The 25536-nt window shown below is 41.0% G+C and carries 19 protein-coding genes; 4 read left to right on the top strand and 15 right to left on the bottom strand.

Going from position 1 to position 25536, the window contains the following annotated elements; genetic code table 11:
* Nucleotides 1-313 precede the first annotated feature (313 nt).
* The 4 genes from I4V84_RS03515 (at nucleotide 314) to I4V84_RS03505 (ending at nucleotide 3908) form a co-directional block, all read left to right on the top strand.
* A complete protein-coding gene (locus I4V84_RS03515) occupies nucleotides 314-1156 on the top strand; it encodes a NifB/NifX family molybdenum-iron cluster-binding protein (RefSeq protein WP_195991247.1) in 843 nt (280 codons plus the stop codon).
* A 478-nt stretch (nucleotides 1157-1634) separates the two neighbouring features.
* A complete protein-coding gene (locus I4V84_RS03510) occupies nucleotides 1635-1853 on the top strand; it encodes a FeoA family protein (protein ID WP_118577646.1) in 219 nt (72 codons plus the stop codon).
* 111 nt (nucleotides 1854-1964) lie between these two features.
* The gene (locus I4V84_RS19780) at nucleotides 1965-2429 is read left to right on the top strand and encodes a GGDEF domain-containing protein (RefSeq protein ID WP_243284007.1); all 465 of its coding nucleotides are present in this window, start codon (nucleotides 1965-1967) and stop codon (nucleotides 2427-2429) included.
* 45 nt (nucleotides 2430-2474) lie between these two features.
* Nucleotides 2475-3908: a GGDEF domain-containing phosphodiesterase gene (locus I4V84_RS03505; RefSeq protein ID WP_272112946.1), complete on the top strand. Its 1434-nt coding sequence runs from the start codon at nucleotides 2475-2477 to the stop codon at nucleotides 3906-3908.
* Between the two features lie 150 nt (nucleotides 3909-4058).
* Here the strand turns inward: I4V84_RS03505 and I4V84_RS03500 are convergent, their stop codons facing one another.
* From I4V84_RS03500 to I4V84_RS03430, 15 genes are all read right to left on the bottom strand, one after another.
* Nucleotides 4059-5429: an MATE family efflux transporter gene (locus tag I4V84_RS03500; protein WP_195991246.1), complete on the bottom strand. Its 1371-nt coding sequence runs from the start codon at nucleotides 5427-5429 to the stop codon at nucleotides 4059-4061.
* A 149-nt stretch (nucleotides 5430-5578) separates the two neighbouring features.
* Nucleotides 5579-7195: a DUF5605 domain-containing protein gene (locus I4V84_RS03495; protein WP_195991245.1), complete on the bottom strand. Its 1617-nt coding sequence runs from the start codon at nucleotides 7193-7195 to the stop codon at nucleotides 5579-5581.
* Between the two features lie 129 nt (nucleotides 7196-7324).
* A complete protein-coding gene (locus I4V84_RS03490) occupies nucleotides 7325-8173 on the bottom strand; it encodes a carbohydrate ABC transporter permease (protein ID WP_195991244.1) in 849 nt (282 codons plus the stop codon).
* Between the two features lie 2 nt (nucleotides 8174-8175).
* A complete protein-coding gene (locus tag I4V84_RS03485; RefSeq protein ID WP_195991243.1) occupies nucleotides 8176-9075 on the bottom strand; it encodes a sugar ABC transporter permease in 900 nt (299 codons plus the stop codon).
* Nucleotides 9076-9128: 53 nt separating this feature from the next.
* On the bottom strand, nucleotides 9129-10430 hold the full coding sequence (locus I4V84_RS03480) for an extracellular solute-binding protein (protein ID WP_195991242.1): 1302 nt from the start codon (nucleotides 10428-10430) through the stop codon (nucleotides 9129-9131).
* A gap of 22 nt (nucleotides 10431-10452) precedes the next feature.
* Nucleotides 10453-11796 (bottom strand): ADP-ribosylglycohydrolase family protein, encoded by a 1344-nt coding sequence (locus I4V84_RS03475; protein ID WP_195991241.1) that lies wholly within the window; start codon nucleotides 11794-11796, stop codon nucleotides 10453-10455.
* Between the two features lie 99 nt (nucleotides 11797-11895).
* The gene (locus I4V84_RS03470) at nucleotides 11896-12936 is read right to left on the bottom strand and encodes a LacI family DNA-binding transcriptional regulator (protein ID WP_195991240.1); all 1041 of its coding nucleotides are present in this window, start codon (nucleotides 12934-12936) and stop codon (nucleotides 11896-11898) included.
* A 408-nt stretch (nucleotides 12937-13344) separates the two neighbouring features.
* Complete coding sequence (locus I4V84_RS03465; protein WP_195991239.1) at nucleotides 13345-14994, bottom strand: glycoside hydrolase family 43 protein; 1650 nt, start codon at nucleotides 14992-14994, stop codon at nucleotides 13345-13347.
* Nucleotides 14995-15191: 197 nt separating this feature from the next.
* Nucleotides 15192-16502, bottom strand: a complete 1311-nt coding sequence (locus I4V84_RS03460) for a trehalase family glycosidase (protein ID WP_195991238.1) — start codon at nucleotides 16500-16502, stop codon at nucleotides 15192-15194.
* A 4-nt stretch (nucleotides 16503-16506) separates the two neighbouring features.
* A complete protein-coding gene (locus tag I4V84_RS03455; protein ID WP_118577667.1) occupies nucleotides 16507-17334 on the bottom strand; it encodes a carbohydrate ABC transporter permease in 828 nt (275 codons plus the stop codon).
* Between the two features lie 14 nt (nucleotides 17335-17348).
* The gene (locus I4V84_RS03450) at nucleotides 17349-18227 is read right to left on the bottom strand and encodes a sugar ABC transporter permease (protein ID WP_118577668.1); all 879 of its coding nucleotides are present in this window, start codon (nucleotides 18225-18227) and stop codon (nucleotides 17349-17351) included.
* A 122-nt stretch (nucleotides 18228-18349) separates the two neighbouring features.
* Nucleotides 18350-19654 (bottom strand): extracellular solute-binding protein, encoded by a 1305-nt coding sequence (locus I4V84_RS03445; protein WP_118577669.1) that lies wholly within the window; start codon nucleotides 19652-19654, stop codon nucleotides 18350-18352.
* A 297-nt stretch (nucleotides 19655-19951) separates the two neighbouring features.
* Nucleotides 19952-21022 (bottom strand): response regulator, encoded by a 1071-nt coding sequence (locus tag I4V84_RS03440; protein WP_148461476.1) that lies wholly within the window; start codon nucleotides 21020-21022, stop codon nucleotides 19952-19954.
* Between the two features lie 34 nt (nucleotides 21023-21056).
* Nucleotides 21057-22790, bottom strand: a complete 1734-nt coding sequence (locus I4V84_RS03435) for a histidine kinase (RefSeq protein WP_173734801.1) — start codon at nucleotides 22788-22790, stop codon at nucleotides 21057-21059.
* A gap of 33 nt (nucleotides 22791-22823) precedes the next feature.
* The gene (locus I4V84_RS03430; protein WP_243284006.1) at nucleotides 22824-25469 is read right to left on the bottom strand and encodes an alpha-L-rhamnosidase; all 2646 of its coding nucleotides are present in this window, start codon (nucleotides 25467-25469) and stop codon (nucleotides 22824-22826) included.
* Nucleotides 25470-25536: the final 67 nt, after the last annotated feature.

Below are 25536 nucleotides of genomic sequence, written 5' to 3'. Positions count from 1 at the left end.
TCTCTTCTTGGACTGTACTCCAAATAAAAAAAATTGTCAACCACGACCTTCACAGCAACGCGCTTCGCGACGCACAGAAACACGAACCTTTTTGTGACAGGCACAAGAAATAGCGTTTGCTACGCAAACTTAGTTCTCTGGTTTTCTGTAAACTTTATCCACCAAAAACACCTCGCAGAGCGTTGCAAATGAATAGTAACAAAACTATACCATATTGGAGCAACTTTGAATAGCGCTCAGAAAATAATAGTATTGAATTTTCTCTTCTTCTGGTTTATAATCGACATATGTCGAAAACAAGGAGGTGACATATATGCCCAGACCGCCCAGATGCCGCAGAATCTGCCAGGCACCCCAATATGAATCTTTTTCTCCAGAAGAATGTCCCAGAGAGTCGGAAGCTGTCACTCTGACTCTGGATGAATATGAAGTCATCCGTCTGGTAGATCTGGAGAAGAAAACTCACGAACAATGTGCTGCCCAGATGGACATTTCCCGGACAACTGTCACGGAAATTTATGAAACTGCCCGGGAAAAAATTGCCCGGTGCATCGTCCTTGGACAGCGCCTTGTCATAGCCGGGGGAAATTACCGGCTCTGCGAAGGACGGGAGCATACGCGCTGCGGGAAATGCTGTTGCCGAAAGGAATCTAAACAGACTCCGCTTACCAGCTTAGACCTTTCACAGGAACTGCCAGCCGCTGACCGATTTAATAGTTCACTTTCTAAATCAAATTTACAAAATGAAGGAGATATCATTATGAAGATTGCAGTTACTTATGAAAATGGAGAAATTTTTCAGCACTTTGGACACACAGAAGCATTCAAGATCTATGACATTGCAGACGGCAAGGTTGTAAATGCCGAAGTAGTCGATACCAATGGAAGCGGTCACGGCGCACTGGCTGGATTCCTGGTTACACATGGCGTAGATACCCTGATCTGCGGCGGTATTGGCGGCGGTGCCCAGAATGCACTTGCCCAGGCTGGAATCCGTCTTTTCGGCGGAGTTTCAGGAAATGCAGACGAAGCTGTAAATGCACTGCTTGCAGGAAATCTTGGCTATAATCCTGATGTACATTGTAATCATCACGACCATCATGGAGAAGGACACAGCTGCGGCGATCATGGCTGCGGAAGCCATTCCTGCCATTAATATCTGCCACAGATTTGACCAGAGCGGTTAATTGACTGTATTCGTAAAAAAGACTGATATAATAACATACCAGACTCCAGCAACAACCTCCTGAAGTACCAGTATTGTTTATATCAGTCTTTTTTGTACGCTCTGTTCACTAAACGGCAATGTCGCCTGCCGGTGACATTGCCATATATGGAAGTCAGCAGTTCCTTGCCTGTGGTGCTCCCTCAGCCTGCATCTTCTCCTTCGTCTTCTTCAGTGAGACAACCAGTCCCGCAAAAATCAGAACAGAACCAATGATTGATGACTCACGTAAAATAAAAGTCTGATTTTCCTTACTTCTGAAAATACTTATTTCCGGTATTACTCACTCCTTTTTCTGTAGATATCAACTGAAAAAATTTCTCAAAAATGTATTTTCTATACCATCTGTATGAAATGCGTGTTATACTATGTTAGTCTTTGCTAACGTTATTTAAAGGAGGTCGTTACAATGCCTTTAAGTTTAACTGAGTTTAACCATTTTTATATCATTAATAAGGTGTGCGGACTGGAAAAACAGCGGCATTATCTGGAATCCCTGGGCTTTGTCCCAGGAACGCAGGTTACGATTTTATCAGAATTACACGGGTATTATGTGGTTATGGTAAAGGGTAGCAAAATCGGCCTGGATAAGGAGCTTGCCAAGAAAATTATTGTATACGCAGGCTAATTAAAAAACAGAGAGTAACTGTTCAGTATCTTCACAGTTACGCCCTCCGCAAAATGCTGTCTTCCAAATAGTTACAAGTGAAATATCAGGCACTATATACTGGAGAAATGTATGGAAAGAAACAAAACAATTATGAAACTCTGCTACCTGCAGACAACATTTTATATTGTATTTTTGACTGCATTAATTACCCGTCACAGACGCGGAATAAGTCAGAAAACCTTTGCATTTCTGATTATTTTATCCCTTGTGGGATGTGCAGTTTCCCTTACTTTAGGAGATTATCTCAGAAATATGATCCGAAGTTCCGGCTTTGACGTAGCAGGCGTCCACGATAAAAAATCATTGGAAAAGAAGCTGCAACAGCTTCAGAATGCAGACGATACATTAAATGTGGGTGTCATGATGTTCGATCTGAACAATCTGAAAAAGATCAACGATACATATGGTCACGAACAGGGGGATGTGTTTATTCAGACCTTTGCTTCTTACCTGACACGGATACTCACTGAAGATAGTTTTCTCGCCAGATTCGGAGGCGATGAGTTCGTGATCGTGCAAAATCACGCCACCTAGTCTCAGCTGGAGCAGATGAATATTCAGCTCCAATCCATGCTAGATGTGTATAATCAAACAGCTGACCATCCTATCAGCTATGCAGTCGGATACGATATCAGCTGCAAAAATCACTACTACCTGATCATGGATCTTCTACAGATTGCCGATCAGAAAATGTATCAAGACAAGCGTTATAAAAAGGAACAAATGGCAAAAAAGCCACAGGAGTTTTGCCGGAATCGACTGGCAGAAAGTATCTCTACAGAGTCTTTGAAAGAGAAACTTTTTACTATTTTAAATAATAGCAACGGTGAAAAAAAGTATGCTTTTCTAATGACAGATGTAAGCAATTTTCACCTTATTAATGACTATTGGGGGTATGAAACCGGGACTGGTATTCTGAATTTTATTCTGAAAAAGATGGAACTTTTTCCACAAACCTTGTTTGTAAACAGGTATCATTCAGACATTTTTGTAGCTGTTATAGACATTACCGGAGCGGAGCATACAGCTGTTAAAAACCGAATTATTGAGTCTAACAAGCAGACTACAAAAGAAGTTCTGTCTGCTTATCCTGTAAATTATCTTTCCCTGAACACTGGTATTTATTATCTGGAAAACATGGAAATTCCAGGCGAAGAAATTATTTCTCACTCCAACATTGTACGCATAAAGGCGAAGGATAAGCTTTGCGGTGTGTGCGAATATACAAAAGAAATTGCCCTTGCTGAGCAGAAACGTGCAGACACTATTCACTCCTTTAAGGAAGCACTTGGGAAGAAAGAATTTCAGATTTATTTCCAACCAAAAATCAGCGGAAGGGAGCAGAAAATTGCCAGTGCAGAAGTACTTGTCCGTTGGCAGAGAGCAAATGGAGACCTGTGGTTTCCAGATAGTTTTCTTCCTATTTTGGAAGAAACCGGGGAGATTGAAGCTCTGGATTATTATGTTTATGAAACAGCATTTCAATGGCTGGCAGACAGACGGGAAAAAGGGCTTAAGCTGTTGTCTCTGTCCCTGAATGTATCTCCGGTTCATTTTCGGAAAATCCACACATTCACAGAAAAGGTTTCGCATTTAATCCAGAAATATGAAATTCCCTCTCAATATTTAGTTTTTGAGATTACGGAATCTACTTATATTCATAATATTGAGGCGGTTAATCACATGATCCGCTTCTTCCATGAAAAAAACATTCGAATCTCTATGGATGATTTCGGCTCTGGATATTCTTCCCTAAATACATTAAAGGATATCCTGTTTGACGAGGTAAAAATCGACAAGAAATTCCTTTCAGATAGACTCACAGAGAATGGAAAAATCGTGCTGCAGGAGATTTTTCATCTGTTGAAAAGGACTAATAAGTTTATTGTATGTGAAGGTGTGGAAACTAAAGAAATGGTAGACTTTCTGGTGGCAGAGGGATGCGATGAACTGCAGGGATATTATTATTATAAGCCCATGGAAATGGCAAAATTTGAGCAATTAATCGGGTAAAATATCCCCAAAAGTGGAGTGTGCAGCTTGCGGAAATGATTTTTTAAACACGCTCCAACCCGGACGACAGCCATAGATGAGCCATGAATTTGCTCATGCAAACATGGCTCATTCATGGCTGCTATCCGGGACTTTCATTGTAAAACACCTTTATTTCTTCATAGCCACAAGCTCTCTTCTTGCGAACAATATTGCCAATACAAACGCAGCTGCATCTGCGATCGGTCCTGCATACATAACTCCGTCAATTCCCATTATCAATGAGAAAACAACGATCAGAGGCATAAGAAACAGCACCTGTCTGGTCAGGGACATGACGATTCCAAGCTTTGCTTTTCCGATAGATGTAAAAAATCCTGAGGACATTGGCTGAATTCCATTTGCAAAAGTCATAAACATAAATATCTTCAGATAGCGTTCTGCGAACTGGAAATAAAGGTCACTTCCGGTTCCGAAAATGCTTACAATCTGGTGGGGAAATAACTGGAAACAAAGGAAAAATACGGTTGCAATCGCAGTACATGCGATTACAGAATAACGGTATGCAAGCCTTACCCTGTCGTATTTTTTTGCTCCATAATTAAAGCCCCAGATTGGCTGACAGCCTTGGGAAATTCCAATACAAATTGCCATAAACACCTGATTTACTTTTGAAATAACTCCTACACATGCAATTGGAATATCACTTCCATAGACAGATAAACCGCCGTAATAACGTAAAATATTGTTTAGTACAATCTGAACAATTGCCATAGCGATCTGATTAATGCAGGATGCCATTCCGAGAGAAATAATAGCTTTCAGGCACTCTGAAGAAGGCTTTAACATGCTCATCTCCAGATACATTTTACGAAATTTTCCAAAGTATATAACCACTAAAATTCCGGAAACAACCTGTCCGATCACCGTTGCCCAGGCAGCACCCTTGATTCCCCAGCCAAACCAAAAGATGAAAAGGGGATCCAAAATTGTGTTGATAATGGCACCTGTAAGAACACAGGTCATAGAATATGTGGGACTTCTGTCTGCACGGACAATATGATTTCCTCCAATGGATAATGCATAAAAAGGAAGTCCCACAGCTGTGATGCCAAGATAATCCACCGCATAAGGCATAACATCTGTCGTTGCACCAAATAAGCTTAGGAGCGGACGCAAAAACAGAAGTACTGCCACTGCCAGAATCACACCGGTAATCACCAGTGTGGAAAGTGCAGTTCCGGCTATGGAGCTTGCCTTCTTCTCTCTTCCGGCACCCATTTCCAGATTGTAATTGGAGGCGCCTCCAATTCCCAGAAGCAGTGCCAACGCCGTTGCAATAGTTGTTACAGGAAATGCAACATTTGTAGCCGCATTTCCCAGCATCCCCACGCCCTGGCCAATAAAAATCTGATCCACTATATTGTACAAAGCACTGACCAGCATGCTGATAATAGCTGGAATTGCAAATTTCCCAATCAAACCACCTACCGGAGCCGTTCCCAATGGATTTTGCTCCTGACTGATGTTTGTTTCTTCCAAAAAATCTCCTCCCCTGTTTAAGAGTATTTCTGTTTATTTCTCATAAATTCTGATATGAATCATAACAAATTCTGAAAAACGATTCAAGAATTTTATGCTCAAAAAGCCCAGCTGCATACACAACTGGGCATTTTGTATGAATATGGTTATTATTTCGCTATCTGCAGGCGCACCGCCATATACTCTTTCCCCGGCAGCTTTACTCGGAACTTTCCTTTATGAATTCCTCCATCTGTAATAGTCATTTCCCAGGTATCGATAATTTCCACCTGATACTCTGTAGTATCATCAAAGTAGAAATCCCGGAAGCCCGGTCGCATAAAGGAATAATAGTAAATAAAATAATCTTTCCTTGCCGGGAAACCGGCAACGCGGCAGGCAACCTCATCCCATTTGCAGGGCATAGGTTCCACACCAAGTCCCGGTGTTTCTTCCATGATTTTTGCAAGAAATCTGATACGCTCCGGTGAGGTTCCGTGAAGAACGCCGCCATGAGACCACCAGAGAATACGATCCGGACTGAGATATGTTTCACCGTGTCCCGGATATCCTCCGCGGCAGAATGCCTCCCAGAATCTTCTCGTCATTTCCTCACCGCTGATATTTCCCCAGCCAAACTGAATGTTGCCCTCATAGCAGATTTCGTCCAGAATTACAGGCTTATGATATTTCTCACGCCACTCATTTACCAGCTCGGAGGAACGGTATGTCTCAGTTCTCTGGATACTGCAATGGGTAATCCAGGGCAGGTTATAATCATAATACGCTTTGCAGTTATGAATGGATCTGAGATGATGATAAGGATCCTTCTCACAGATAATGCCAGCATATCTTTCCCAGTCAGAAAGCGTTTTCTCATGCATCAGATCATATTCATTAGCCAGGGACCACCATACATTTCGATATGCGGAAAAACGGGCCAGCACATACTTCCAGTAGCGGTCATCATCCTCTGCTTTCATCATGGAGAATCCCCATCTGTCATACGGATGCATAACAATCAGATCTGCCTCGATTCCCAGATTCATAAGTGCCTGAATACACTTTTCAATATGTTGAAAATGGGCTGGATTGAATCTGGTAAAGTCCCAGTCATTGCCCGGAGCACAGCCATTATATTCCGCGAAATTATTTTCATTTAACACAGAGCTGTCGCAGGGTGTTCCCTCATAAGGATAGGTAATCGGCTCATGAAGATTGTAGTCATAGTGCTTGGGAAAAATACAGAAACGGATCTTATTAAACGCATTTTCTTCCAGGGTTTTCAGTGTCTGTTTCTGTAATTCTTCATTCTGCAGATTCCATACATAGCAGGTAGTTCCGATGCAGTGATAGGGTGTTCCATCCTCATAGGAAAGATAATAGGTACCCGCAACACGAACCGGACCATGGTTGTCTGCTGAAGGAGAAGTTACAGTAAAACTGCCGGTCAGTATATTTCTGACAGCACATTTTTCTGCTGTTTTCCCACCACCAGCAGTTCCTAGCTTATGTTCAGGCGCTTCTTCATCCGGCACTTCTTCCCCCGCGTTAATATCAAAGGAAGCCTCAATTTCAAAGGTATACTCGTCTATAAAAGACGGCATAAATCTTACTCTATAAGTACCATCTCCATCATAAAACCCATCTACCGTTTTCTTCTCATTTTTACAGCAAAAAGTGCCTTTGATCCACTGATCACAGAAAGGATTTCCCTCATTCGGACCGCTTATTGTTGCTTCCAAAACATCCCATTTTTCTATTGTTTTTGCATAGTCTAAGCCCATAATCTAATACTCCTTTTACTAGAAATTCTTCTTTTCCATAAGCTAAAAAGCCCATGTTTTCTGATACCATAATAAGCCAGGAAACATGGGTTTTGCAATGCAACTTTATTAAGAAAATGTAGGAATTTATTAGCCTTTAACAGCCCCCGCCATAAGACCATTTTGAAAGCTGCTCTGAAATGCCACATATACAATTACAATGGGAACCATCGAAATCATCATACCTGCAGCAAGCAATTGATAATCTGTAGTATGTGCAGATTGAAAAGCATACAGCGCATATGGAATTGGATATTTATTCTGTTCAAAAATATACATCATAGGTGCTAATAAGTTATTCCATGCACCCATTGCTGTAATTACAATCAAGGAAGTCCATGCAGGAAATGTATTAGGTAATATTACCTTCATCAAAACCTTTAATTCTGAGCATCCATCTAATCTGGCCGCTTCAATCATAGAATCAGGAATTGAAATAAAAAAGGAACGCATCATCATAATGGCAAAGCCTTCTCCTGTTCCAATCATTAAAAGAGAAATTCCAGTGAGAGAGTTTAACATTCCCATAGATTTAAGTGTAAAATATAGCGGAAGCATAATTGTCTGAAACGGAATCATCATTCCAATCAACAATATATAATACATTACATTTCTTCCTGGATATCTAAATTTTGCAAAAGAATATCCAGCTAAGGTTGCAACAATCAGAGTTCCGAACACAGTAAGCACCATCATATAAAAACTGTTTAGAAGATATTTGCTAAAATTTCCGATTTTCCATGCTTCTATATAATTTTCAATTACACTCCATTCTTCTGGCCATGTGAAAGGTCCCCGTACAGCATCTTTTGCACTACGAGCAGAAGTTAAAATAACTGTAGCAAATGGCACAATTGTATATATTAAAACCGCAATCAGCACTGCATATGTCAAAATCTTTAAAGTTAATGCATTTCTCTTCTTGCTGGATGTCTTCATCTTTAGTTGTCCTCCTTTCCAATCGTTTTATTAAAAATTACGGTAAAAAGAACCATGAATATCCCAAGTATAATAGCAGCTGCTGATCCATAGCCAAATTTATTAAAACTAAAGGCCTGCTTATATATGTAATATGTCATAATCTGTGTTGCATCATTTGGGCCTCCGCTTGTCATTACAAGTACCAAATCATACACTTTAAAGCAATCTATTACAGTATATACCAAAACCATATTTATTACTGATTTAATTTGTGGAAGTGTCACTTCAAAAAATACTTGTCTACTATTAGCTCCATCTAATTTTGCAGCCTCTTCAAGTTCCAAATCTGTTCCCATAAATGCAGCAATAAAAATAACCATACAAAAACCAAAATATGTCCAGCCACCAGTAATTGTTATTCCAAGCATTGCCGTTTTTACATTACCAGTAATAGCAAAATCACTACCATTTCCACCAAACATATCTATAATTTTTGATACTAACCCCATTCTGGGATCATATATCCATTTCCAAACAGCTCCATAAACAACCGCTGAAATTATTCTGGGAAAAAAGTATACAGATCTAAACAACGTACGCCCTTTAATTCCAGGTTTTGACAAAATATAGGCTAATAAAAGTCCTGGTACAACTCCAAAAATAAGAATTCCAATTGTATAACAGACGTTATTAATAAATGCTTTCCAAAATACAGGATCAGTAAATAACTCCACATAATTCTGCAGACCAACATATGTTGCAGCCGTTACACCATTCCAATCTAGAGTACTATAATGAAATGCCTGAAGCAAACTATAACAAAAAAAGATTATAAAAAAAGCGACAGCAGGAATTAGCAATAAATATCCCATTATAATCTGGTTTCTGTATAATGATTTCTTAAATCCTATTTTTCTCATTATTACACACTCCTTCCTGGCTGCCGCAACATGCGGCAGCCTTCTGCTGAAGTTTATTTATCTAATTTAAAAGAACCCTTTGTTAATCCCGTTTCAACATCTTTATCCTTTGCCGCATCAGCTTCAGAAATAAAGGAATCTACATCCAATGCTCCGATTGCCATTTTCTGTCCTGCTTCAGAAAAGAAGTCAAAAGCATTTGTTCCAAGCCACATATTAATACCTGCAGTGTTCTGAAGTGACTCATCTCCTAAAAGCTCTACTACTCTTTCTCCGAGAGGTGAAAGTTCAGCATCATATTCCTTGGTGTAAGGAGGCATTGTTCCGCCTACTTCTGCCCATATTTTAGCAGTATCCGGATTATTTACAGAATAATCAATAAATTTATATGCTGCTTCTTTTGACTCAGATCCGGAATATACCAGATATGCTCCTCCTGCAAAATTTACCTGAGATCCACCATCAGAACAGGTCTCTGAACCTGGGAACGGATAAATAGAAGTAGTAAAATCAGTTTTTTCTGTAGTATTTCCTACTTCCCAGTTTCCTGTAATCCAAAGTGCTGTATCTCCGGCAAAATATAATTGTTCCTGATCTCCGTCAACTTCCGGATGTGATGGAAAATATCCCTTATCCAGCCAATCAGCTATACATTCAACCGCTGCTCTCACAGATTCCTTATCCCAGGATCCGTCCTGATTCATTACATTCTCAATTTCATCCTGACTCATATAAGAATAAAGAATTGTACCAATAAAATTCATATTATTGTACCACTCTGAGTCTAACGTATTTGCAAGAACATTATAGCCTGCATCCTTTATTACCTTCATATCTTCAGTCAATTCTTCAATTGTCTTTGGCTGCTCCAGACCAAGCTCATCAAAAATGTCCTGATTCACATAGAGACTCATTGTCTCCATTTCGTTTCCAACACCCCAGATAAAATTATCTGCACTTGGAATCTCCCAACATGCTGACATTAAATTATTTTTCCACCCATACTCATCGTAAGCATTCGTCAAATCTTCATAATAGCCCGCTTTTACGTAATTTCCTACCGATCCGATACCCGCCTCAAGATATATAACATCAGGTGCATCTCCAGCCATGAAAGCAGCTTTTAATGTTTCCTCCAAGGTTGATTGTTCTTTAGGAACACGAATCACCTCAATGTCCGGATTTGCTTCTTGAAAAGAGCTAATAATCTCTTCCTGTGCTTTTCCAAGAGAACCATCTACAAAAGTATCCCATATTTCCAGTGTTTCCTTCTCATCCGCATGAACTTCTACTACAAAATTTCCAGATATTATAGTTGCTAATGCCAGCATAACAGCTAATGTACGTTTTTTCATATAGAAACCCCTTTCTACACTTTTATTCCATTACAAGTTTCTTTGCAAGAACTTCAAACCTATCACAAACCTCTTCTATATCCAGATATTCTGGAAGTTCTTTTAAATAAATATGCATTCTTCCATTAAATGGACGCGTCCAGTTCTCTGGAATATTATCAATTCCAATTACTGCTCCGGCAATACTTCCTGCAGTTGCGCCTGTACAGTCATTATCGCCACTCATAGCAATTGTTTCACCAATGATTTTAGTAAAATCTCTTCCTCCTATATCCAACCCCATTACAACATGAATAGCATTTGTTAATGCACTTCCGTTAAACATTCCAGCATATCTTTTCCATGTTTTGTCCGCTGCTTCCTGATAATTTTGGGATTTATTATCAAGCGCCCAGCGAATACCTTCTGCAAACAAGCAATTTTCTGGAATTTCTGTCAGACCAATTTTCACAGCTTCCATTGGATCATCTACTACAAATGCAGCAGAAATTGTAGCAGCCATAAACATTGCACCATATACACCATTTCTCCTATGATTGATGGAACAGTCTTTATACGCCAGATAAGCAGCTTTTTCTGGCCAGCCGGGACATACATACCCATAAGAATCCGCTCTTGTCCATCCTGCAATATTCTGGAGATTAGGGTTTCCATTAATACCCGCTTCAGAAACATTCATACCTTTCTTTAAATTCAGCATCATAATGCGTTCACCCCAATAGCATCCCCAGCTTCCATTCTCTCCTTTTATTGGAAGGTACTTCTGCCAGATTTGTGCCATATCTTCATGGGTAAAATCCATTCCATATTCTTCCATCAGTAGAAGTCCCAGAAGAGTATAAATAGTATCATCATCTGGAGGCACTGCATCCATATGGTTCTTCGTAAGATCTATATTTTTTCCTGTAATATAATGTGCATTCATAGGATCCTTGATCTTACTCCAATAATCGGTAAGAGGAAACGAATCTCCATTATATTCAGCCCACGCTTTCATGGTTTCAATTGGATTGAATTCCAGTGCTGCTCCTAATGTACAACCTGCCATTCTGCCATAAAATGCACCACGCAACCTTGTTTTATAATCTTTCGGAAGATTATCTGTCATTCTTCGTGGTCCATCTGGCCTTAATTTTCTTATTTCTTCAATATCATCAGGTTCATCAGGATCTTTTTGCTGCAAAACAAGTTTCTGAAATTGGCTAATAAGCTTTGTAAGTTCATTTTCAAATTCATTAAAAATCTTTTTGCCACTGTCAGCACAGCCAAATTCAGCTGTCAGTCTCAGGTATCTTGCAATCTCGTCTACTTTTTCCCATAACTCATCCTGAGAACATGGAACATATTTCACATTTTCAATTTTCATTCATATCCTCCTTTAAATTTTTTATTTTACGTGTGCGCACACGTGATTATCTATAATTTAAACAGATATAAAAATATCTGTTTAAACTCCGCATATATACTAAAGGCTTTCGCCATCTACAATTTCATACTCTAACAAACATTCTTGATTATCTATTTTCTGTTCCATATTCTGAAACAGCATATCTATCGCTATTTTCCCCATACGTAAAACTGAATATTTTATGGTTGTAATTCTTGGATGTATATATTTCAACTGATCCACGTCATCATATCCCATAATCCCAACCTGTTCAGGAACAAGAATTCCTTTATTCTGCAGATACGTCATAGCATCAATTGCATAAGAGTCGCACAGACAAAGCAACGCGGTCTTACTAGAAAAATCATTTTGTTTAATAAATTTTTCAAGTTTTTCTTCCAAACTACCTTTCGCTAAAATAGAAACCTCATCCAACAGGTCTGCGCCCTTCATTCCATCCAGATAGCCCTCTGTTCTTTGTCTTAATGTATAGGTATTCAATCCTTGTTTTTCCTGCGCTCCCATATCAGGTGTAAGATATGTAATTCTTTTATATCCCTTACTGACAATATGCATTACTGCATCTGTCATAGCTTTCCTATCATTTACACCAACAAATGGAAATCTGTTATCCAACTTGTTGTAAATTGTAACTATCGGTATTTTCAAATCATATAAGGCCTGAATGTATTCCTTGCTTAATCCAATCGGGAATAATATAATTCCATCAACCTGTCTCTCACTTAAGTATTGCAATCCTTCTTTTTCTAATTTAAACTCTCTATGAGTTAATATCAAATATATAAAATATCCCTTTTCTTTGGCATGTCGCTCTATCGTATCGATCAATTCCGGAAAAAAATTATTATACAGATCAAAACATACCATACCAATTGTCATTGTCCTGCCTGTAGCTAAACTCTGTCCCATATAATTAGGATGATAATTCAGCTCTTCAGCAGCTTTCAAAATACGATTTTTCGTTTTTTCACTAATCCCAGACCGATTGTTCAAAGCTCTGTCCACGGTCCCTACAGAAACCCTACAATGTTCTGCAATATCTTTAATTGTAACTCCCATTCCACCACCGTGTGCGTTAACGTTTTTTTTGTTATTCATAGTATATAGTATTTTTTCAAAAAAATCTATTATTATTATTTCTAAAATTACTTTCTAAAATTTGTACAAAATGTAATTATTATATTGACAATCAATCAAAAATATAATTTTAGTCTATATACATTTCAAAATACAATTAATCCAAATATTTATATTTCAGCTACTTGAATTTATAGTATAAAACCACGTCTTTAGAATGTTGATATCAAAGACGTGGTTTGATTTTATGAAAGAAAAGCCAAAATCAGTTCCGAATTTAGATTCAGAATCCATAGAATATTCAATAAACATATTCACTGTATTTACTGATATTCAGCAGATCAAATACTTTTCTTGCATCTATATTTTTACCCAAAAGGCATCTATCATATTAAACATGAAAATCTTTCCTAAAAAGAGACCACCTTTTTACTTCTTTATAATCTCAAAATAATCAAAATCCGCATATCGTCTCAGCCCGGTCATATCGTGACAATACATTCCGAAGTGTGCCCCAGTGAAACCGTCACTCTGCTCATCTGTGAGGATTTTGGTAGGCAGTTCCGTCAGTTCTTTATACTCTTTTCCATCCAATGAGTAAAAGAATTTCGCATATAGCCCCTCCTGGGTAGTCACAACCCGCAGGAACAGAGGTTCATCCTCTGGAATATCAATTTCCGGAATCGCATCCGTGACATCGAAGTGATCGCTTTTTATCAGACGAAGTTTGGCTGGTCTTTTCAGATCCAGGTTCTGATTTCCAAACTCTTCGTCTCTGGTCTTTACCAGGAGATAGAAATTACCGGTATCATACATGTAGGCAAGACCTGCCATCTGCTCCCTGCAGGTCGGGGTGAATTCAACGCATGTTTCCACCTGGACATGGCGCTCCATCTGCCGCCTTGCCACCAGGCTTACGTCATAGCAGGAATTCAGGGATTCCTGACCGTAAAGGCGCAGGTAGCCCGGACGCTCCGTCAGACTTGTGTAGCTGTCATAGGGCTGGCGCAGGGAGGTGTAGCGCACATCCAGATATTCTGAGCTTTTGTTTTTACTTATATTGTTCTCAAAGTCACCGCCAGATTTTCCATGTGCTAAAATCTCAATATCAAAATCGTCCCTGCCGTAATCCTTCCCTGCTTCTTCCGGGAAAAGACACTCAACAAGTCCTTCCGGCTCTTCTGTCTCCCACTGCCCGAAGTTGCCGCCGCAGGCCATTCTAAGCCAGCCTTCTTCGTTCCAAACCATTTTCTGGATTGCCGTTTCACGGCCTAATACGCACTGTCTGCTGCCTTTCGGTGGTCTACCGCAAAGATGTACCATATACCACTCACCTTTCTGGGTACATACAATATCTGCATGCCCACAACGCTGCAGCGCATCTGGATTCTCCATATCTGAGGTCAGCACAGGGTTACCCGGATCTTCCTCATAAGGTCCCCAGATAGATTTCGCCCGGGCCATTGTCACCATATGGTCGTAACCGGTTCCTCCCTCTGCCATTAACAAATAATAATACTCTCCAATATGGTAAATGTGTGGTCCTTCTGTATAGCCTCTTCCGGTTCCCGGAAAAACATTTTTCGCTTCCCCTACCAGGCGCTCCTGTACCGGATCGTACTCCTGCACCAGAATTCCCTTGAAATTATTAATCATATTCACAATGTACATTTTCCCATCTGTATCATGGAAAACAGATGGGTCAAAACCTGAGCTGTTCAGATAAACCGGCTCAGACCAGCCGCCACGGATGTCCTTTGATTTTACAAGATAATTATGGGTATTAAAAAGTCCTCCGGTACGGGTTTTCACGTCCGTATAAATCAGCCAGAAGTATTCCCCGTCCCAGGAAATATCCGGTGCCCATACGCCACAGGAATCACCCTCACCAACCATATTAAGCTGGCTCATTCTGTTCAGCGGCGATGGCAGCTGTTCATAATGCTTCAGATCTTTAGAATGATAGATTTTCACACCAGGCCACCATTCAAAGCTTGAATTTGCAATATAATAATCTTCTCCAACACGTATAATACTTGGATCCGGGCAAAATCCCGGAAGAATCGGGTTCTGAATCATGTTTTTGCTCCTTTATCTGTTTCATTTTACAAAATAAACTTAAAACACATTCTAAGTATAAGCTTTCTGAATTTTTTTGTACACACTTTATTTCAGAAAGATGTTTTTTACCGGTCAAACCAAAAAAGGACTGCAAAATTCCACGTATTCTGCAATCCTTTTCCTGTATTTACTTACCTCACAGCAGAAAAATCTTATTATAACGATTGCTTTTCTGCCTGTTTTTCCAGCAGCTCTGGCAGACACATTGGTTTCTTTCCTTCCAGCTCATCTGCCATATTCAATGCTAGTATATTCCAGTTAATAAAGCCACCATTCATAACTGGTTCTCCATTAAATGGATTGTAATACTCATGAAGACATCCTGTTTTCGCCAGATCCTCTCCCAGAAGGCGCATGGTGCGCTTATACATAATTTCCGCCTCCATGCGGTATCCGTAGTTCAAAAGTCCGCGGAATACCACATAGTTTGCAACCAGCCAGATCGGGCCAAGCCAGTTGGACGGGTTATTGGTAACAGACAGGTCAAACATTTTTTCATCCTTTGAAAGCGTGGTCAGACCAAAGTCAGAACCAAAGGTATCGGGATCAAAAATATGTTTCACCATGTCTGCCGCCTGCTCTTTTGTAGCAATTCCTGCATACATGGGAATAAAGCCAGACCATACACGTACTTTGATGGGCAATGTCTTCCAGAAGACTCCCAGTCCCTGGTGGAACCAGTCGTATTTCCTTGTCTTAATATCCACATCAACTGAGTAGAAGAAATGATCACGTTTGTCCCAGCATTCCTGCTGAATAGCACCGATCAGTGCCTCGCGCTTATCCAGAAGTCTCTTTGCCGCTTCCTCCTTGCCAAACTGTCTGTATAATCTGGCACCAGCTTCCAGTTCTACACACATAAAGCTGTTCAGATAAATATTGGCAGTGGAAAATGGCGGACGGCCAAAAGTAGCCGGATCATTGTCCATGCCGATCATAATATCATCCTGCCATACATACAGTCCGCTGTTTTCATGAAAATAATAGTGATCATAACATTCAAAATACTTCGCCACACCGGGAAGAAATTCTTCCGTCCAGGCATAATCACCAGTATAATCACTGATCAGGCACATCTGGCTGCAAAGGAAAGGCTTATGCATATTCATGATCTTGCCTTCCTTATGCCTCATATTCAGATAAGGCTCCGGCCAGTCTGCCACCTCGATCATCATGGGAATATATCCATCCTCCAACTGGTGGTCGAAGAAATTGCGGATATTTCCCTGTGCATGCTCTATAATTCTTGGCTTCACAGACGGATCCTGATAGGAATCTGCCAGATTCAGGAAGCCATATACGGACCAGTAGGTGTCCCAGTCCCATACATTTCCATCGTAAACAGAGCCCGGATCAATAAATGGATAACGGATAAAGCTTCGCGGATTCTTAAGCACATCCTCCGTATGAGACATTACAAATTCTTTTAATTCCTGTCTATACTGCTCTGTCCTTTTATCTTCCATAAAATCAACCCTTTACAGCTCCTGCTGTCATACCTTCCATCAGTTTCTTATTCAGTGCCATGTACAGGATCAGAAGCGGGAATACACTCATAGATACAGAAGCGAAGATTGCACCCCAGTTCTTGGATCCAAACTCATCAGAGAAGTACAGAAGTCCTGTCTGAACAGTCTTCAGCGCAGAATCACTAATGAATGTCATGGAAAACAGAAGATCGTTCCATTTAAAGAAGAACTGAAGAACCAGTACGGTTACAATAGAGTTCTTCATAAGTGGTGTTACAATATGCCACATCAGTCTGTAAATACCACAGCCATCAATAACGGCTGCCTCCATAATATCGTCCGGGAAGGAACGAAGATATCCCTGAACCAGATAAATGGACAGCGACAGACCAAATGCTATGTACGTAATGATCAGACATGTTCTGGTATTTAACAGGTTTGATCTGCTGTAAATCTGGAACAGCGGGATCAAAGCAATTGCTACCGGAATCATGATACCGAAACGGAAATACTGTGCAACTGCATTTCTGAATTTCCATTTCATCTTTGTTACAGCAAATCCTACAGTTACTGAGAAAAATACAATAAATACAAGTGCTACTAATGTAGTGATCAAACTGTTCTTAAAGAAGGTGGACATATGTCCCCTTGTCCATGCATCAGAATAGTTCTGGAAATAAAAGCCATCATTTAACGCATAAGCTGGCTTCTCACTCCACTCAGCCTGTTTCTTGAAGGATGCAGTAAGCATCCAGAATAACGGATAAATCTCAATTACGCAAAGAAGGAAAATTACAATTCCTCGAAAAGCTGCTTTTACTTTTTTCATAATATTTCCTCCTTTCAGTCTTTCACATCAAATCTGTTGATAACAAGAGATCCAACTACACAGATCAGGAAGATCACGATTGCGATAACGCTGGCGTAACCAACCTTATTGTAAGTAAATGCAACGTCATACATATACATGGACAGTGACTTGGTTGCACTTCCAGGTCCGCCCTTTGTAAGAGCCATAGCAGACTCGAACATTTTTACAGTTCCGGAGAAGCTGAATACAAGGCTGGTAATTACCATTGGACGAAGAAGCGGAAGAAGAATGTTTTTAAACAACTGCCATCCACCGCAGCCGTCGATTCTGGCCGCTTCCAGGATATCATCAGAGATATCAAGGAGTGCTCCATAGAAAATTACGGAATAGAATCCCATGGCTACCCAGATATCCATTACGCACAATGCCCAGAGAGCTGTGCTGGACTGGCCGATCCATGGCTGAACAAGGTTTGTAAAACCAAGAGAGTCAAGCAATGAGTTTAACAGACCATAGTTTGGCTGGATCTCATAGATTTTTGCAAACAGCTGGCCTACTGCAACAGTAGGAAGTACTACCGGGAAGAAAACCAGAGTTCTTACGATGGTTTTGCATCTTCTCAGCCAGAATTTAAACATCAGGGAAAGTAAAAGTCCCATTCCAACCTGGCCAACGGTTACTACTAATACATATTTACAGTTTACTGTCAATGCATTTAAGAAGTTCTTGTCTCTGAAAAGTCTTGCATAATTGTCAAATCCGGCAAATTCCCACTGAAGTCCCGGGCTGCCGCTAAAGAATGAATAATACAACGACCAGATAACCGGTACCATTACAATAATGGTGTAAATAATCAGTGCCGGAACTACGAAAAGGGATATCGCTTTCTTATTACCTAATACCTTGTTCATAAAATTCCTTCCTTTCTGTGTCAAAAACCATTAAAATTTCGAATTTTTTCAACAAAAACGGGAGTGTCTGCTGGCAAACACTCCCATTTGAAGTTCAAAGCTTATATTGCCAAAGCTGTTACTTACTGCATGTCATATACATCCTGGATGGACTGCATATATTCTTCGCCAGTCATTTCGCCGTTTAACAGAGGCTGTACATTTTCCTGAGCTGTCTTGGAGATTTCGCTAGGCATTTTTGCTTCCCACCATGCAAATCCTTCTGTGGATTTGTCAATCTCGTCAAGAACAAGCTTGGTGTAGTTATCCATATCATCTGCTGCAACATCATATGTGTAACCTTTAACAGTTCCCTGATCTTCCATAGCTACGTTTCCGATGTTCTCCATGAAGTATTTCAGGAACCAGCCAGTAGCCTCATCATATTTGTCATTGTCAAGTGCAAGAATGTTACCACAGTTCATAGAGTAAGAAGTAGCGGAGCTGATGGACTCATCTGCAACCGGAATGTTGAAGAATCCGATTCCGTCCTCGCCTGCCGGGTTCTGGGAATCATCAGTCAGGTTCTGTGTAAACCAGGAACCATTGTAGAAGATGGCTGCTTTTCCACTCATCAGCATGGAACCAGCTGTGTTCATATCAACTGTTGTGATACCTTCTCCGAAGTATCCTTTCTCTGCCCACTCTGCAATCTTATCAGCTGCTGCAACAAGTTTCTCATCTGTATAAGGAACTTCGCCGTCAGCTGCTTTTGTCATAATGTCGTTTCCTGCGGTTCTTACTGCGTATGCATTGATCAGACGGGTTGCACCCCATTTGTCAGATCCGCCGGTTGTAAGAGGCTGGATACCTGCATCGGAAAGTTTCTGAAGAACCTCTTCAAACTCATCCCATGTAGTAGGAACTTCGCATCCTGCCTGCTCGAACAGGGCTTTGTTGTACCAGAAGCCTTCTACGTTCAGTCCAAGAGGAAGATCATAAAGATCATCTGTTCCGGATAATCCTTTCAGAAGCTCAACAGCACCGCTGTTTAAATAATCTGCTGTTCCGATCTCGTCAACAGCTTCTGTAATATTTTTAACCTTTCCGGAATCGATGAGAACGCTGAGCGGAGCACCTGCTTCGTAAGCGAACAGATCCGGAAGATCATTGGATGCTGCAAGTGTAGCAATTTTCTGCTGAAGGTTGTCAGAAGCAACCATCTCATATTCCCATGTAAAATTCGGGTTTACATTTTTCTGATAGTCTTCGCAGATTTTGTTTAACAGCATACCATTGTCATTATCTTCTGCCCAGATGGTAAGGATTTTGATGTTTTTCTCAAGCTGCGGATCCTCTCCTGAGTAATCTGCTGCAAATGTAGGAACTGCAAACATGGTACTTGCTGTTAATGCTGCCATTAAAATAGCTAATGCTCTCTTTTTCATTATAAATTCCTCCAGAATTTTCAAAATTATTGAACTTTGTTATAATTTACTCTTGATAGCCATTTACTTTTCGGTCATGTTTAATTTGTTTCTTTGTATCCCCGGGAAATATCTTATGGTTATATAATACCATTGTTCTGTTTTTTTACCAGTGCCTAATTTTTTTGGTAATGTACAGTTTTTTTAGACTGTTTTTTATAAAAAGTTCCACTTGTCCAGGCGTTCAATTGTGCTAAATATATAAAACGCACATATTCAGCAATTTGAATATGTGCATTTTTGCAAATCCTGTTTTTATCATTCTGCTTTCCACACGTTTCCCTTATACTCATTGGGAGTCATGCCCTCGTGTTTTTTAAAAATATCACAGAAATATCTGTAATTATTATATCCCACCATTTCACTGACTTCATTAACCTTATATCCATCCTGCAACAGCTTCTTCGCCTTTTTTATGCGAAGGTCCGTCAGATATTTCACATAAGATGTGCCAACCTCTGTTTTAAAAAGAACACTTAAGTAAGCCGTGCTCATTCCGGCTCTGTCTGCAAGCTCACTAAGTCCGATATCCTGATCATAATGCTCATCCAGATAAGTAAGAAGCTCCAGGATAACTCTGTGTTTGCTTCCGGTCTGGTCTGCGGTCAGATGCTTGCTGATATCAGACAGAACACTTTCCCCATAGGCCTGTACTGCTTCTATGCTCTGACATTTTGCCATCTCCTGAAAAGAGACAAGGGACCCTCGTTCCACCTGCTTCTGACTTTCGATCAGTACATCGCTGAGCACACAGAGATGCTTGTAAAATTCCCTGCGAAAATCCTGCAACTCCGGGTAAAGTTCCTGCAGGCATCTGATTGCCTGCCGGCATTCTTCCCGAAATGCTGCAGCATCACAGTCTGTAATACATTTTACACTGCTCTCAAAAGTTCTTTCCAATTCCTGAAATTTCTCGCGATTAGCCTGTGCCTTACGATTATCCTCATGACGAGTCTTCGCCCATTCATCTTCAATTCTGGTAAGGGCATTTTTCAGTTTATCTGCTGTAACCGGCTTATCAATATAATCTTTTACGCCAAGAGTAAGCGCCCTCTGCGCATACACAAATTCAGAATAGCCACTGATCACAATAAAATATGTATCCGGACATTCTTCCTTCGCCGCCTCGATCACAGACAGACCATCCAGCCCCGGAATTCGGATATCCGTAATTACTACATCCGGTTTCTCACTTCGGATCACTTCCAGTCCCTGGATTCCGTCATAAGCAGCCCCTACTACCTCATAATCCAGCTTCAGGCGGGAAATTAAAGCCTTAATTCCCTGCACAACTATATATTCATCATCAATTACCACTAAGCGATACATGAAAATCCTCCTTGTATCTGCATTTCCCTATCCCTTATCTTACCGGAACCACAATCGTTACCTTCGTTCCATTGCCTGGACTGCTTTCAAATGTTACACCGTATTTTTCCCCGTAATTCAACTTTATACGCTCTATTACATTGCGCACTCCATAACCGTTCTCCAGTCTGGACATATCGTCAATTCCCACACCATCATCTTCAATAGTGAAAATCATATTATTCTGCTCCTGCCAGCCGCGAAGGGAAATCTTTCCTTTTCCAATCTTCGGCTCCAGACCGTGATACATGGCATTTTCAATAAATGGCTGAAAAATAAAGGTAATCGTTTCACGCTGAAGAATTTCCCTTCTGATATCCACGAACAGTTCAAAACGATTATTGTAGCGCATATTCTGAAGCTTCATATAGCCCTGCATCCATTTCACAGAATCCGCAACTTTAATATATTTGCTTCCATTATTCAGCGCCAGCTTAAAGTTATCAGAAAGTGCTTCTACCATTTCTGCCATCTGGTCATCCCCATGCATGATTGCAACAAAGTACAGGGAATCCAGTGTATTATAAAGAAAATGGGGATTGATCTGGGACTGAAGCAAAAGTAGCTCTGCTTCCCGTTCATTCAGCTTCACCGCCATAAGATGCTCGGAAAGCTCCAGGTTCGTATTGACCATTTCCTTGAATTTCCGTCCGATCCGGCCAACTTCACTGTAGTCAAACTCTTCTGTAATGTGACGCTCTCCTTCCCCAACCTGTGCAATGGTATTTTCCAGCTGCTTCAGAGGATGGCTGATGGTTCTGGAAATGATTCGTGCCATGAGAAAGCCCACTACAAGAACACAGCCGGCTACCAGAAACGAGGTCAGACGGATATTTTTGCTCTCTTCACTGATCTCATTTTTCTCCACTACGTTTACAATATGCCAGCCTGTAGTAGAATTGGTGACAGAAGAAAACAGATACAGATGGTTCTCTCCCGGATTAGAATAGGATTGCATAATTGCATTCTCCCCTTCCTCATTTCCCACAAAATAAACCAGCTGATCATCCTCATCTACAACCATAAAGTTACTGGAATCAAAGCTTTCATTGCCCATAACAAAGGATTTTCCCAACAGCTTCTGGCTCAGTCCCACTACCATATAGCCCATTCCCTGTCCATCAGAGGGATTGATCATATATTTCGCATAAGAAAATCCTTTCTTTGTTCCTGCTTTTAAAATACTGTCACGGAAAAAAATTTCCTTTCCCTGCGCAGCCTTTGCCTGTTTCACCCAGCTTTCTTCCAGGATATCCTTATCACTATAATAATTATAGAAATCATAAGTACCCTGGTTCACATTGTTCAGCTGATACACATGACCATAAAGATCCGTAAATACTATATAATTCACCCACACCTGCTGACTTGCCATTTCATTTGCAATCACACGAAGCTTCACACGGTCTGTGGATGTAAACTTGCTGCCTCCGTATTCATTGCCTTTTTCCAAAATCTGCTGAAGAGCTTCATCATTCAGAAAGCTTCGCCCTACGTCTACAATGTTCTTCAGATTCATATCCATAACGCGGCTGGAATTCTTCAGTGTAGACTGATAAGATGCCCTGTAATTCTGTTCAATCGCATCAATAGAGGTTTTGTATACAATATTCATCAAAACGCCCACACCCAAAAGGGTGATAAGAAACATGGATAAAAAAATCTGATTCTGAATACTCAGCTGTCTCCACGCTTTCTGTATTCCTGAAGGTTCCTTTTTCTTTTCCATATTCTCATCACCCTTTCGCATTTTGCGTTATGATTACTGTTCAAATGCGATATGGTATGTACCGCTTCCCGCTTCGGCAGCCATATAGTCTGCTTCCCTGGTAAATGTCAGTCCATCGCTTTCCAGAACAGCTTTCGCCTTATCCAGACGGATCTCTGCTGTTGTATTTACCGGAATCTGAACAGTTAAAGTAATCTGTTTTCCCTGGACTTCCCATTTTACACCAACATCACCATAAATGCTATGATATTTTCCTGCAGTGTACTTCAGATTTCCACCGATGCGCGGATAGAGTATCGCATGTTTAAAGCCCGGATGTTCCGAATCCGCTTCAATTCCGGCCATTGCACGGTACATCCACTCACCAATAGCTCCATAAGCATAATGGTTAAAGGAGTTCATATCTGCACTCCACATGCTTCCGTCATCCTTCATGCCATCCCAGTGCTCCCAGATCGTAGTGGCACCTTTTTTCACCTGATACAGCCAGGATGGGAAGTCTTCCTTCAGAAGCAGGTCATAGGCTTCCTTCAGAGCGTGGTTCTGACTTAGTGCATGGCAGAAATACGGAGTTCCCACAAATCCGGTAACCAGATGACCGTTTTCTTTGTCCAGAAGGCGTTTCAGACCTTCTACCGTTTTTGTGATATATTTCTCAGGAGTCAGCTGGAAATACAGTGCCACAATATGTGCGGTCTGTGTCTGTGCTGTCATATTTCCTTCTGCGTCGAAGAAGGTCTCCTGGAATTTCTTTACGATCTTATGATAAAGCTCCTCATACTCTGCTGCCACATCCTCTTTTCCAAGGGCTTTCGCCATCTGGACAAAAAGTCCGGTAGAGTATGCATAATATGCCGTACAGGTCAGATCATTTGGTGTGGCTCCAAAGTAGCTGCCTTCTTCTGCATCAAGAGCTACCCAGTCGCCAAACTGCAGCTTGTAGTTCCAGATATAATCAACAGCATGGGCACGCATGAAGTCAATCCATCCCTTCATGCTGTTGTACTGTTTTTTCAGAATATCTTTATCCCCATACATCAGATACATGGTCCATGGATTGATGATGGCCGCATCAGCCCAGGCTGCTGCAGAGTGAGGTCCCTGGCGGAGAAGCCAGTTTCCATCTGTACGGCCTTCCTCAATATTCGGAACAACATGTGGTACACCGCCTTCTGGTGTCTGATCAACCTCCAGATCATGGAGCCATTTCTTATAGAACGTATAGGTATTCATCAGATAAGTGGCTGTACGGCAGAAAATCTGCGCATCACCAGTCCAGCCCAGGCGCTCATCACGCTGCGGGCAGTCTGTAGGTACATCAAGGAAATTACTCTTCAGTCCCCACAGGAAATTGTGATGCAGCTGGTTCAGCAGCGGATTCGAACACTCCAGACTTCCGTTTGAAGCCATGTTGGAGTGAAGAGTGCAGGCTGTGAAATTCTCAGCTTTCGGCTCGCCTGGATAGGAAACAATCAACGCATACTGAAATCCCATGTAAGTAAAAGTCGGATGCCAGGTAACTGTCTCTTCTCTTGCAAAAGTATATTTCATCGTTGCCTTGGCTGCACGAAGGTTGTCCAGATATACATTTCCATCTTTATCCAGAACCTCGAAGCAGTGAAGCTCGATCACATCGCCCGGTTTTCCTGCTGCAGTTACTTCAATTCGCCCTGCCATATTCTGGGCAAAATCAATAACCGTATCTCCTGCCGGTGTTTTGAAAATACGTTTTGCAGGAATACGATCCATTACACGAACCTTTGCAGCGTACTGTGCGCGCATAACCTGTGTATCAAAGAATACAAGCTGAACCGGCTTCCAGTCGCCTTTTGTGGTTTCTGCCTTTGACCAGTCCGGAATCTCAAGGGCTGCATCATAAGTCTCACCATCATAGATTTCTGCAAATACCACCGGTGAATCGCAGCCTTTCCATGATGGATCCGTATAAACAGATTCTGTTGTTCCATCGGTGTAGCGAATCAGAAGTTCCATAGTAAAAGCCGTCTGATCACCATAGTTGTTGCGGGCCTTTGTCAGTCCCATAACTCCTTTATACCAGCCTGGAGCCAGCATTGCTCCGGCATCGTTAATGCCCTTCTGCAGATATTCCGTTACATCATAGGTCTGATAGAGGAGATGTTTTCTATAGGATGTCCAGCCCGGTGTCATCTCGTCCTCACCAACTTTTTTGCCATTCAGGTAAAACTGATACAGGCCAAGGGCTGTGGTAAAGGCATAGGCTTCTTTTATATCTTTTTTGATTTCAAAGGTTCCTCTTACATAGGTTCCTTTGGAAACGTTCTTATAGGAATCGTCAGTTTCGGCGGATACAAAAGAAGCTTTCCATGCTGGTGCGCCTTCCTCCCACTCACCATTTTTTCCTGCAAGGGCAGTTACAAAGGATGCGGTTTCGCTCCAGTCCGTTTCTTCCTGACCATCACTGGCTTTTGCACGGACAAAATAGCGCTTGCCGCTCTCCAGAGAAGCACCTTCTGCATAAACATGTGCAGATTCCTCAGACTCTGTTTTTCCGCTGTTATAGATCAGATCTGTAAAATCAGCGTCTTTTGCAATCTGAAGTTCGTAGGATTTCTGTTTTACATTTTTCTTATCGCTTACAAGTTCCCAGGCAAACTGGGGCATATGGGAAACACCAACCGGGGCTGTTTCATAATCCATATATATTTTCTTGATTGCCAACATTTGTTTTAACCCATCCTTTCTGACATATATTTCTTTGGTATAT

This window comes from Ruminococcus sp. 1001713B170207_170306_F1 (assembly GCF_015668065.1).
GTDB lineage: Bacteria > Bacillota > Clostridia > Lachnospirales > Lachnospiraceae > Blautia_A > Blautia_A faecis.
Note: the sequence above shows the minus strand (reverse complement) of the source record. Positions and strands in the feature narration are given on the sequence as shown.

What these genes read in the sequence shown, in the direction of transcription:
- I4V84_RS03515 (WP_195991247.1), top strand. Translation starts at nt 314, where the DNA reads ATGCCCAGACCGCCCAGATGCCGCAGAATCTGCCAGGCACCCCAATAT.
- I4V84_RS03510 (WP_118577646.1), top strand. Translation starts at nt 1,635, where the DNA reads ATGCCTTTAAGTTTAACTGAGTTTAACCATTTTTATATCATTAATAAG.
- I4V84_RS19780 (WP_243284007.1), top strand. Translation starts at nt 1,965, where the DNA reads ATGGAAAGAAACAAAACAATTATGAAACTCTGCTACCTGCAGACAACA.
- I4V84_RS03495 (WP_195991245.1), bottom strand. Translation starts at nt 7,195, where the DNA reads ATGGGCTTAGACTATGCAAAAACAATAGAAAAATGGGATGTTTTGGAA.
- I4V84_RS03490 (WP_195991244.1), bottom strand. Translation starts at nt 8,173, where the DNA reads ATGAAGACATCCAGCAAGAAGAGAAATGCATTAACTTTAAAGATTTTG.
- I4V84_RS03485 (WP_195991243.1), bottom strand. Translation starts at nt 9,075, where the DNA reads ATGAGAAAAATAGGATTTAAGAAATCATTATACAGAAACCAGATTATA.
- I4V84_RS03480 (WP_195991242.1), bottom strand. Translation starts at nt 10,430, where the DNA reads ATGAAAAAACGTACATTAGCTGTTATGCTGGCATTAGCAACTATAATA.
- I4V84_RS03475 (WP_195991241.1), bottom strand. Translation starts at nt 11,796, where the DNA reads ATGAAAATTGAAAATGTGAAATATGTTCCATGTTCTCAGGATGAGTTA.
- I4V84_RS03470 (WP_195991240.1), bottom strand. Translation starts at nt 12,936, where the DNA reads ATGAATAACAAAAAAAACGTTAACGCACACGGTGGTGGAATGGGAGTT.
- I4V84_RS03465 (WP_195991239.1), bottom strand. Translation starts at nt 14,994, where the DNA reads ATGATTCAGAACCCGATTCTTCCGGGATTTTGCCCGGATCCAAGTATT.
- I4V84_RS03460 (WP_195991238.1), bottom strand. Translation starts at nt 16,502, where the DNA reads ATGGAAGATAAAAGGACAGAGCAGTATAGACAGGAATTAAAAGAATTT.
- I4V84_RS03455 (WP_118577667.1), bottom strand. Translation starts at nt 17,334, where the DNA reads ATGAAAAAAGTAAAAGCAGCTTTTCGAGGAATTGTAATTTTCCTTCTT.
- I4V84_RS03450 (WP_118577668.1), bottom strand. Translation starts at nt 18,227, where the DNA reads ATGAACAAGGTATTAGGTAATAAGAAAGCGATATCCCTTTTCGTAGTT.
- I4V84_RS03445 (WP_118577669.1), bottom strand. Translation starts at nt 19,654, where the DNA reads ATGAAAAAGAGAGCATTAGCTATTTTAATGGCAGCATTAACAGCAAGT.
- I4V84_RS03440 (WP_148461476.1), bottom strand. Translation starts at nt 21,022, where the DNA reads ATGTATCGCTTAGTGGTAATTGATGATGAATATATAGTTGTGCAGGGA.
- I4V84_RS03435 (WP_173734801.1), bottom strand. Translation starts at nt 22,790, where the DNA reads ATGGAAAAGAAAAAGGAACCTTCAGGAATACAGAAAGCGTGGAGACAG.
- I4V84_RS03430 (WP_243284006.1), bottom strand. Translation starts at nt 25,469, where the DNA reads ATGGATTATGAAACAGCCCCGGTTGGTGTTTCCCATATGCCCCAGTTT.